The organism is Pseudomonas fluorescens, from assembly GCF_001648775.1.
GTDB classification, from domain to species: Bacteria; Pseudomonadota; Gammaproteobacteria; order Pseudomonadales; family Pseudomonadaceae; genus Aquipseudomonas; species Aquipseudomonas fluorescens_M.
In genome coordinates, this window is record NZ_LVEJ01000005.1 from 132,867 (window position 1) to 142,792 (window position 9,926).

The window sequence follows — 9,926 nt, forward strand, 5'->3', positions numbered from 1 at the left end:
AATGCATTGGATATGCATTAGGTCGACTCCTTATAAAGGCAATCTCTTATGCAGTAAATATTTGTAAAACCATAAATAAATAACTTAAAAGAATATGCAGCGCTGAAGATGTCTGTGTGTTTTTTGACCAGGAGCCACGCCATGAGTCCGTTGAACCTTGCGTCACCCTTAACGCCACGACGGCTCAAACGCCTGCCTCTGGCCCTGTTGTTGGCAGGGAGCGCGAGCTGGACTCACGGCTACGCCGCCGACTCTGAAACCCCGGCGCCAATATCGGCCGGCAAGCCTGCCGCGAACAGTTCACAGTTGGAAACCGTGACCGTCACCACCCGCCGCCGCGAAGAAAGTTCACAAGATGTACCAACGCCGATGAGCGTGGTCAGCGGCCAGAATCTGGAGACGCAGCGGGTCTACCGGATTCAGGATTTGCAGCAGTTGGTGCCCAGCGTCAACGTCGCCTACATGCACGCACGCCAGTCCAGCGTGTCGATTCGTGGCCTCGGTAATAACCCGGCCAGCGATGGCCTGGAAGGTAGCGTCGGCCTGTACATCGACAACGTTTATCTGGGCCGCCCGGGGATGGCGGTGTTTGATTTGATGGACATCGAACAGCTCGAAGTCTTGCGTGGGCCGCAGGGCACGCTGTTCGGCAAAAACACCACCGCCGGGGTGATCAACATCAGCACCCGCGCGCCGACCTTCACCCCTGAGCGCAGCATCGAAACCTCGGTGGGCGAGGACGGTTATTTCCAGACCAAGGGCACCATTTCCGGGCCGCTCAATGATCAACTGGCCGGACGTTTTTCGGCCTATCGCACGCGCAGCGACGGCGACATCAAAAACGAATACGACGGCCATGATTTGAATGGCGGCTCGCGCGATGGCTTCCGCGCGCAACTGCTGTTCAAGCCCAATGAAGATTTCAACCTGCGCTGGATCGGCGACTACAACGAAGAGGATTCCAGCGCGGGCACCCGCGTGTTGTACAACACCGGGCCGACCATCAACGGCGTCAACCTTTACCAGGCGCGCGCCAACGCCGCCGGCGCGACATTGGTCAACGGCTCACACCGCAAGGTCAATCTGGACAACGACCAGCATGTCACCGTGCATCAGGGCGGCACGTCGGTTGAGGCCAACTGGACGCTGCCGAGCGACTTCACGCTGACCTCGATCAGCTCCTATCGCTTCTGGAATTTCACCCCGCGCAACGACGACGGCCTCAACGTGCCGGCGAGCTACAACGCCGGGGTCTCGGTGGAGGACAAACAGTATTCGCAGGAATTTCGCCTGGCCTCGCCCAAGGGTGAGTTCTTCGATTACGTCGTGGGCGCCTACTACTTCGGTTCGGATCTGAACAACAAATCCTTCGCCTATTACGGACCCCGGGCGGATATCTGGAACGGCACGCCGGCCGGTGCACTGGCCAACGTCACCAGCGTTGGCAACGGCCATATCAAGACCGACAGCTTTGCGCTGTTCGCCCAAGGCACCTGGCACCTCAGCGAACGTCTGGATTTCACCGCCGGGGTGCGCGGCACTTATGAAGAAAAATCCGCCTGGGTCACGCGCGATGCCCCGGTCGGTGGCGCCGCGGTAGCGGGCGCTGCGGCCACAGCGCGACGCGGTCGTGCCGGCGCTTACGATTCCGGCGACTTGAATCAGTACAGCTCCAGTCCGTCCGGGCTGCTCAACCTCAGCTATCGCATCACCGATGACGTGCTCGGCTACGCCACGTTGTCCCACGGCGAGAAATCCGGCGGGGTCAACCTCGCCGTCGGTTCTGCTCCGGTGGCCGGCGCCGATTCGTTGCTGATCGGCACTGAGCGCGCGAACAACGCCGAACTCGGCTTCAAGAGCACGCTGTGGGACCACCGCTTGCAACTCAATGCCAACGTGTTCTGGACCCAGGTCAACGCTTACCAGACCAACGCCTACGACGCCGAAAATCGCGTGCAATACCTGACCAACGCCGGTTCCGTGCGTTCGCGCGGCGTCGAGTTCGAAAGCACGGTGATCCCGCTGCGCGGCCTGACCCTGAACATCAACGGCTCTTACAACGACGTCAGCTACCTCTCGTACAAAGATGCTCCGTGCCCGCCGGAAGTCAGCCAGGCGCCGGGTGCTCCAGCCTCCTGCGACCTCAGTGGTCATCAAGTGGTCGGCGCCTCGAAATGGATCGGCAACGCCAACGGCGAATACAAATGGAATCTGGATAACGGCTTCGAACCCTACGTCACCGCGAGCTATGCGTTCCGTTCGAAAGCAGTCGGCACAGTCGAGGATTCCGACTACGGGCAGATCCCGAGTTACGCCGTGGTCAACTTCTCCACCGGCCTGCGCGGCGATTTCAATCAGGGCCAGTGGGACGTGTCGCTGTGGCTGAAAAACGCCTTCGACAAAACCTACTACACGACCCTGTGGACGGGCGGCAACGGCGGCTATGAAGGCCTGCTCGGCACGCCGCGCACCCTCGGCGTCACCGGTCGCTACGACTTCTGATTGGTCATTCAAGGAGCTGCATCATGTTGCGTATCAAAACCGCTTTGCCGGTGTTGCTGTCCGGCGCAGTGCTCAGTGTCGGCGTCTTCGCCGCACCGAGTGTTTACCCGACCGGCGTGACCCGTTACGACCCGAACAAGGCGTTTAACCAGTACGTGATTTTCAGCGGTGCGGACAAGCAGACGCACCTGATCGACATGAACGGCAACGAGGTGAAAACCTGGCCGCAGGCAGGCTTTCCGTCAGCGATCATCGACCCGAAACTGGTCGGCGGCGAGCGCGGGCATGTGCTGCTGCAACTGAGTGAAAAGGATCCCGGCAAGCTCGGTTCGGCCGGCAATGGTCTGGGCAACCAGAGCGTCGGCGAACTGGACTGGAACGGCAAAGTCGTCTGGCAGTGGGGCGACAAGGCGCCCGGTGGCGCGGCGCAGCAGCATCACGATCAACGCCGGTTGAGCAACGGCAACACCGTGGTGCTGGCGAACAAGGTGCACAAGGTCAAAGGCTTTAAAGTCCCCGAGGTGATCGACGATGCAATCTATGAAGTCAGCCCCGACGGCGCGGTGAAATGGCAGTGGCTGGCCTCGGAACATCTCAATGAATTCGGCTTCACCGCCGAGCAGTTGAAGCTGGTGCGCGCCAGTGAAAATCCGGATTACCTGCACATCAACAATCTCAGCCTGGTCGGGCCGAACAAGTGGTTCGATGCCGGTGACAAGCGCTTCAATCCGGACAATCTGCTGATCGATTCACGCAACGCCAATTTCATCGCGATCATCGACAAGCACAGCGGCAAAGTGGTCTGGCGTCTTGGGCCGAACCTACCGCTGAGCAACCCGAAAACCGCGCAGAAACTGCCGCGCCCGGTGGATCAGTTTGTCGGCCAGCATGATGCGCACATCATTCCGGCAGGATTGCCTGGAGCCGGTAACTTGCTGGTGTTCGATAACCAAGGATCGGCGGGTTATCCCAATGTCACCCTCGGGCTGATTTCCGGTTCGCGGGTATTGGAAATCGATCCGCTGAAAAACCAGATCGTCTGGCAGTACAGCGCAGCCAATTCTAAGCAACCGGGATGGGCGTTCTACAGTTCGTTTATCAGCAGTGCGCGGCGCTTGCCCAACGGCAACACGTTGATCGACGAAGGCATGAACGGGCGGTTTTTCCAGGTGACGGCCAACGGTGAAAACGTCTGGGAATACGTCAGCCCCTATCTCGGCAAAGCGCCAGGCAGCGACGCGATCAGCAACTGGGTGTATCGGGCGCTGCCTGTGAGTTATGACTGGGTGCCAACGAGTACACCACGCTCCGAGACGGCGGTTAATGCACCGGTTGTCAGCGTGCAGCAAACCAATGCCAGTCGTTAGTTGAATTGGAATTAATGTTCGATTGAATGGCGATAAGTTATGAGTCGGATGAACAGTGCTTATTGCAAATCAGTTAGTAAGTCACATGGACAATATTGGAATGCCCAACCATCCTGACTGTCGTGAGTTTCCAGGAGGAAACTTGCTCTCATCGGAAGACACTTATCCAACGATAAAGGAAATCTCGTTATGTCGACTATTAATGGCAATTATGTAAACGCTAACGCTGGCGCCAAACTGACGATTACCGATGGCAACGATTCCAACGGCACCTTCAGCGGCAAATTCAGCCAGAACGGCGTGAATTACGATATCGCTTACGGTCACTACCATTTCCAGAACAGCACCGGGCAGCCTACGATCATCACGTTCACGGCGTTGAATGATGGCACTGGGTATCAGTCCTGGACACTGTTCTCGCCGGATCACAATTACTCGAAAGTTCGCGCGGTTGGCTCGCGCACCAACTTCGATGGTGATGTTGTTGGCGTGGCAGGGGAGTTCGTCAAGCAATAAAAGCTGATTAAACAAAAAGGCCGGCGCACGACAGTGTGCCGGCCTTTTTGTTTGTTTTTTTGGAAAGATAATAATCGACTATCTAGTTGGTATTAATTGTCCGGCAAAACCGGGTCAGCCAAATTCGATGCGTTGAATGAATACTTTCAATGCCTGAAAAGCATGCGCTTTTTCACGCATCGCTGCAGCCCGCGTAACACGCGGCTTTGGCGGAATTGATCAATTCATATATTCCATAAAGGCCTATGCATAACGTTAAAGATTACTTTCGGAGATAAGCATCAAGCCCAATGATTCACCCATCGATCCACCGTGGGGGATTCAACAAACGGTCGATCGGCAGTTTTTGTAGAGAACGCAAAAAGACCGCAGGGAGTGAATCAATGGGCAATGTCCAGACCGCCGCCAGCGCAGAGGAATTGCTGTGGCGTCAGACGCCAAGTGGCGAATTGGTCGATCTCGGCCGGCCGCACCGTGTGCCGTTGGGGCAGTTGCGTTTGCAGCGTGCGCCCAAAGGCATTCTGAGCCGGCGCGAAACCCTTCTGCTTGGCGTGCTCGCGCTGGTAGTGCACGGCGCGGTGATCTACTGGATCAGCCAGAAGCCGACGCCGGTGCTGCCGATTGTGCCGCCGGAAATTCCGCCAATGACCATCGAGTTCTCGCGCCCGGCACCGCCAGCGCCACCGGTTGTCGAGCCGCCGCCACCTGCACCAGTGGTAGAACCACCACCGCCGGTGGAAGACGAACTCGCGGTAAAACCGCCGCCGCCCAAACCGGTTCCGAAACCCAAACCGGTGGTTAAACAGGTACCCAAACCAGCACCGAAAGCGGTCGAGCAACCACCGGCGCCCTCACAACCAGCCGCTCCGGTTGCAGCGCCAGCGCCACCTGCACCTCCCGCGCCGGCACCGGTAACCCCGGCCTCAGCGAATGCCGCATACCTGAAAAACCCGGCGCCGGAGTACCCGTCACTGGCTCAGCGTCGCGGTTGGGAAGGCACGGTGTTGCTGCGCGTGCACGTGTTGGCCAGCGGCAAACCGGGTGAGATCCAGATAGCAAAAAGCAGTGGCCGGCAACAGCTCGACGACGCGGCGCTGAATGCCGTGAAGCGTTGGAGTTTCGTCCCGGCCAAGCAGGGTGATGTCGCCCAGGACGGCTGGGTCAGCGTGCCCATCGATTTCAAGATTCATTAAACCGAAACCAAATTCGCGCGAAACGTTTACACGAGGGAATACATCATGACGTTACTGGCATCTCCACTGGAATCCATCGAAAGCGCGGTGATCTGGCTGCTGGTGGTTTTTTCCGTCGCCACCTGGGGCCTGGCATTGCTCAAGGCTTGGCAGTTCGGGCGTCTGAAGGCGCAGGATCGGCGCTTTCATAAACGTTTCTGGGCAGCGTCGAGTCTCGACTCTGCCGCTGAATTGAGCGAGACCCAACCCGGCGCAGCAGCACGAGTAGCACAGGCCGGTTACGCGGCGATTCAGGTGGGCGAGGCGCCGCAGGCGAATGATTTGAGCCAGGCGATCAACCATCAGGATCGACTGGAGCGCGCACTGCGTCAGCAGATCGTCCGCGAACGCCGTTCGCTGGAAACCGGTCTGGCGGTCGTCGCAAGTATTGGTAGCACCTCGCCGTTCATTGGCTTGTTCGGCACGGTGTGGGGAATCATGGAAGCGTTGAAGGGAATCAGCGCGGCCGGTTCGGCGAGCCTGGAAACGGTGGCCGGCCCGATCGGTGCGGCACTGGTCGCAACGGGCGTGGGGATCGCCGTCGCGGTGCCGGCGGTACTGGTTTACAACTACTTTTTGCGCCGGTTGAAGCTGACGGCGGCGGATCTGGATGACTTCGCCCACGACTTCTACAGCCTGGCGCAGAAGAGTGCATTCCGCGTGTTGATCCACCCGACGGCGCACAAGGTCGCAACCCCGGGCAACGCGGCAAAAGTGAAGGAGGCGTCCTGATATGGCCTTCTCCACGCAAGACAGTGATGAGGTACTCAGCGAGATCAACGTAACGCCGCTGGTGGACGTGATGCTGGTGCTGCTGGTGGTGTTTATCGTCACCGCGCCGCTGCTGACCAACGCGATCCCGATCAACCTGCCGAAGACCGAAGCGGTGGCGCCGGTCGAGCAGAAGGATCCGCTGGTGGTGAGCATCGACGGTGCCGGCAAGCTGTTTATCAACAAGGATGAGATTCAGCCGGACTTGCTGGAATTCAACCTCAAGTCGGCCAAGGCCAAAGACCCGGAAGTGCGCGTGCAGTTGCAGGCCGATGACGGGGTGAATTACGGCGAAGTGGCGCGGGCGATGGCTTCGATTGAACGGGCGGGGATTACCAAGTTGTCGGTGATTACCGCGCGGTGACAGATTTTACGTTTTTCCGGGGCCGTCTCCTTGGCAGGGTGCGGCCCTTTTTTTATTTCTGGCATTAGAAGCGAAGCCCTCACCTTAGCCCTCTCCCGGAGGGAGAGGGGACTGACCGTGGTGATTGTTCAAGGTACGCCGACCTGAAATATCCAGTCGAACTCCGGATTGGAAAGGCTAGGTGATCGGCTCCCTTTCCCCCTCGCCCCCTTGGGGGAGAGGGCTGGGGTGAGGGGGAAAAGCTTTCAAGCCAAGCACACATCGCATATTCAATTCAGATCTTAATAAATAGCTTCTTATTCCTTAACGAATATAAATCCCCTCCCTATACTCGTTCAGGAACAGACACGACGCAGGAGAGCTCCCCATGCGCAACGAATCAATCCGCTACCTGATTGTGCCGGGCTGGCAAGGATCGCCAGAAGATCATTGGCAAAGCCATTGGCAAAACAGCCTGCCGAACAGCGCGCGGGTCGAGCAGGCCGATTGGCTGACGCCGCGTCGTGAAGACTGGGTGGCGGCATTGGCCGAGGCGATTGCCGCTGACGACACGCCAGTGATCCTTATCGCCCACAGCCTGGGTTGCGTCACCGTTGCGCATTGGGCGGCCACTGCACCGCTGCAATACCTGCGTCAGGTTCGCGGCGCGTTGCTGGTCGCGCCAGCGGATGTCGAGCGCCCGACCTGCGCGCCAGCGCTGCGTAACTTCGCACCGATTCCGACTGACCTGCTGCCGTTTCCGAGCCAGGTGGTCAGCTCCGACAACGACGCCGCCGTGAGTGCGCCGCGCGCTTTGGAGCTGGCGCGTAACTGGGGCGCCGAGGCGGGCATTCTTGCTGGTGCCGGACACATCAACGTGAAGTCCGGGCATCAGCGCTGGGAGCAGGGTTTTGCCTATCTCTATCGCCTGCAAAACCGCATGGAACACCACGCCCGTCGGCGCGCCTGATTTCTTTTTTCTTTAAACGCCCCCGTCTCCCGGCGGTTCTGGGCGGGAGTCTGCCATGAGTTTCGAAACCTTCGGTCAGCCGTTGCTGACCTTTCCCGATGCGGAAAAGAGTCCCCTGAGCATTCGCGCCAAGGCGCTGGTGTTTGTCGACCCCCGCTCACGTCAATTGCGCGAAGAGCTGGAGCAATTGGCGCCGCGCTCGGTCTCGGTGTTGATTCGCGGTGAGACCGGCACGGGCAAGGAACTGCTTGCCCGACACATCCATCGCGCCAGTGATCGCAGCGGTCTGTTCGTCTCGGTCAATTGCGGTGCGATCAGCCCGACCTACGCCGATGCCGAACTGTTCGGCTACGCCGCCGGCAGTTACAGCGGCTCGGCCAGCAGTCGCGCGGGCTGGTTCGGCTCGGCCAATGGCGGCACCTTGTATCTGGATGAGATTGGCGATTTGCCGTTGCCGATCCAGATCAAATTGCTGGCGGCGCTGGAGAATCACGAAGTCACTCGCGTCGGTGCGCCGCAGCCGAGCCCGGTGGATGTACGTCTGGTCGCGGCGACCAGCATCGATCTGGCGCAAGCGGTGGACGCCGGAAAATTCCACGAGCGGCTCTATCACTACTTGAGCGAAGGGCAACTGGAACTACCCGCCTTGCGCGCGCGCATCGGCGACATTCTTTCGTTGGCCGAGTATTTCCTCGGCATTTATAGCCAGCGCCTCGACTTGCCGGTGCCGCTGATCAGCGAGGCAGCGCAGCACGTGCTCGAACAACACAGTTGGCCGGGCAACACCCGCGAGCTGGAAAACGTCATTCATTTTGCGTTGCTGGTGAGTACCGGCGACGAGATTCTGCCGGAGCACCTGAACCTGCCCGAGGTGTCTGGGCCGCAGCTTCAGATCGAACGGCTGGTTGCACAAATCAACATCGGCGGCAGCGTCGTCGAGCGTAAGGCATTGAAAGATTTACTGTTGAGCTTGAGTCAGGCGTTGTAACCGTTTCGTTCAACATGAACAAAATGGAATATGAAGCTGAATAAACGTTATTGTCCGGGAATAAAAAATCCCGGTATCGTCCGACCCACGCCAGCGATATCACTTCACTGGCACACGTATTAATGCCGTCGTCGATGACGACCGTGATTTTCGATAAGGACACTGCATGAAAAAGGTTCTGTTGTTTACCGCATTGGCGGCTGCTCTGACTGCTTCCCTGGCCAACGCCGGCGAAAAACTGGTGGTTGCTGCGACCCCGGTGCCGCACGCTGAAATCCTCGAGCTGATCAAACCGATCCTCGCCAAAGAAGGCGTGGATCTGGAAATCAAAGTCTTCACCGACTACGTTCAGCCGAACGTACAAGTGGGCGAGAAGCGTCTGGACGCCAACTACTTCCAGACCCTGCCGTACCTGAACAGCTTCAACCAGGGCAAATACAAGGACGACAAGTCCAAGTACCTGGTGACCGTGCAAGGCGTGCACGTTGAACCGTTCGGTGGTTACTCGAGCAAGTACAAGACCCTGGCTGAACTGCCGGACGGCGCGACCATCGCCATCCCGAACGAAGGCAGCAACAGCGGCCGTGCGCTGATCCTGCTGCAGAAGGCTGGCCTGATCGAGCTGAAAGACCCGAAAAACGCTCTGGCAACGCCGAAAGACATCGCCAAGAACCCGCACAATTTCAAGTTCAAGGAACTGGAATCGGCCCTGCTGCCACGTGTTCTGAAGGAAGTTGATCTGGACATGATCAACACCAACTACGCGCTGGAAGCCAAGTTGAACCCGACCAAGGACGCCCTGGTGATCGAAGGCGCTGACTCGCCGTACGTGAACTTCCTGGTGGCCCGTGAGGACAACAAGAACAGCGACGCGATCCAGAAACTGGCCAAGGCCCTGACCAGCCCGGAAGTCAAAGCGTTCATCGAGAAGAAATACAACGGCGCGGTACTGCCGGCGTTCTGATCTGACGCTTGAAACACCCCCTTCAAGGTGTGAAAACGCCGATGGCCAGTGATGGTCATCGGCGTTTTTGTGTGTGTGCGGAAAGCGGCCCTCACCCTAACCCTCTCCCAGAGGTAGAGGGGACTGATTGGGGGATATTGACGCAATACGCCGACGTGAAAGATCTCTGCCGAATCCATAATCGACTCAGTCTTTCAGGTCGATGTATGACGAAAGACACCTCGGTCGGCCCCTCTCCCAGAGGGAAAGGGGACTGATTGGGGGATGCTGTAG

At 58.5% G+C, this 9,926-nt stretch carries 9 protein-coding genes; all 9 read left to right on the forward strand.

From position 1 onward, the window contains the following. Positions 1 to 141: 141 nt before the first annotated feature. The 9 genes from A8O26_RS07730 (at position 142) to A8O26_RS07770 (ending at position 9,653) form a co-directional block, all read left to right on the forward strand. Positions 142 to 2,502 carry a TonB-dependent receptor gene (locus A8O26_RS07730; protein ID WP_064117476.1) on the forward strand — a complete coding sequence of 787 codons (2,361 nt, stop codon included), beginning with the start codon at positions 142 to 144 and terminating at the stop codon, positions 2,500 to 2,502. Positions 2,503 to 2,525: 23 nt separating this feature from the next. Continuing rightward, complete coding sequence (locus A8O26_RS07735) at positions 2,526 to 3,869, forward strand: aryl-sulfate sulfotransferase (RefSeq protein WP_064117477.1); 1,344 nt, start codon at positions 2,526 to 2,528, stop codon at positions 3,867 to 3,869. A gap of 189 nt (positions 3,870 to 4,058) precedes the next feature. Further along, the gene (locus tag A8O26_RS07740) at positions 4,059 to 4,385 is read left to right on the forward strand and encodes a hypothetical protein (protein ID WP_064117478.1); all 327 of its coding nucleotides are present in this window, start codon (positions 4,059 to 4,061) and stop codon (positions 4,383 to 4,385) included. 383 nt (positions 4,386 to 4,768) lie between these two features. After that, complete coding sequence (locus A8O26_RS07745; protein ID WP_064117479.1) at positions 4,769 to 5,578, forward strand: energy transducer TonB; 810 nt, start codon at positions 4,769 to 4,771, stop codon at positions 5,576 to 5,578. Between the two features lie 45 nt (positions 5,579 to 5,623). Then, complete coding sequence (locus A8O26_RS07750; protein ID WP_038359739.1) at positions 5,624 to 6,349, forward strand: MotA/TolQ/ExbB proton channel family protein; 726 nt, start codon at positions 5,624 to 5,626, stop codon at positions 6,347 to 6,349. Position 6,350: 1 nt separating this feature from the next. Further along, a complete protein-coding gene (locus A8O26_RS07755; protein WP_003220570.1) occupies positions 6,351 to 6,752 on the forward strand; it encodes an ExbD/TolR family protein in 402 nt (133 codons plus the stop codon). A 367-nt stretch (positions 6,753 to 7,119) separates the two neighbouring features. Beyond that, on the forward strand, positions 7,120 to 7,701 hold the full coding sequence (locus A8O26_RS07760) for an alpha/beta hydrolase (protein WP_064117480.1): 582 nt from the start codon (positions 7,120 to 7,122) through the stop codon (positions 7,699 to 7,701). A gap of 55 nt (positions 7,702 to 7,756) precedes the next feature. After that, a complete protein-coding gene (locus tag A8O26_RS07765; RefSeq protein ID WP_064117481.1) occupies positions 7,757 to 8,689 on the forward strand; it encodes a sigma 54-interacting transcriptional regulator in 933 nt (310 codons plus the stop codon). Positions 8,690 to 8,855: 166 nt separating this feature from the next. Further along, a complete protein-coding gene (locus A8O26_RS07770) occupies positions 8,856 to 9,653 on the forward strand; it encodes a MetQ/NlpA family ABC transporter substrate-binding protein (RefSeq protein WP_064117482.1) in 798 nt (265 codons plus the stop codon). Positions 9,654 to 9,926 lie beyond the last annotated feature (273 nt).

What these genes read in the sequence shown, in the direction of transcription:
- A8O26_RS07730 (WP_064117476.1), top strand. Translation starts at nt 142, where the DNA reads ATGAGTCCGTTGAACCTTGCGTCACCCTTAACGCCACGACGGCTCAAA.
- A8O26_RS07735 (WP_064117477.1), top strand. Translation starts at nt 2,526, where the DNA reads ATGTTGCGTATCAAAACCGCTTTGCCGGTGTTGCTGTCCGGCGCAGTG.
- A8O26_RS07740 (WP_064117478.1), top strand. Translation starts at nt 4,059, where the DNA reads ATGTCGACTATTAATGGCAATTATGTAAACGCTAACGCTGGCGCCAAA.
- A8O26_RS07745 (WP_064117479.1), top strand. Translation starts at nt 4,769, where the DNA reads ATGGGCAATGTCCAGACCGCCGCCAGCGCAGAGGAATTGCTGTGGCGT.
- A8O26_RS07750 (WP_038359739.1), top strand. Translation starts at nt 5,624, where the DNA reads ATGACGTTACTGGCATCTCCACTGGAATCCATCGAAAGCGCGGTGATC.
- A8O26_RS07755 (WP_003220570.1), top strand. Translation starts at nt 6,351, where the DNA reads ATGGCCTTCTCCACGCAAGACAGTGATGAGGTACTCAGCGAGATCAAC.
- A8O26_RS07760 (WP_064117480.1), top strand. Translation starts at nt 7,120, where the DNA reads ATGCGCAACGAATCAATCCGCTACCTGATTGTGCCGGGCTGGCAAGGA.
- A8O26_RS07765 (WP_064117481.1), top strand. Translation starts at nt 7,757, where the DNA reads ATGAGTTTCGAAACCTTCGGTCAGCCGTTGCTGACCTTTCCCGATGCG.
- A8O26_RS07770 (WP_064117482.1), top strand. Translation starts at nt 8,856, where the DNA reads ATGAAAAAGGTTCTGTTGTTTACCGCATTGGCGGCTGCTCTGACTGCT.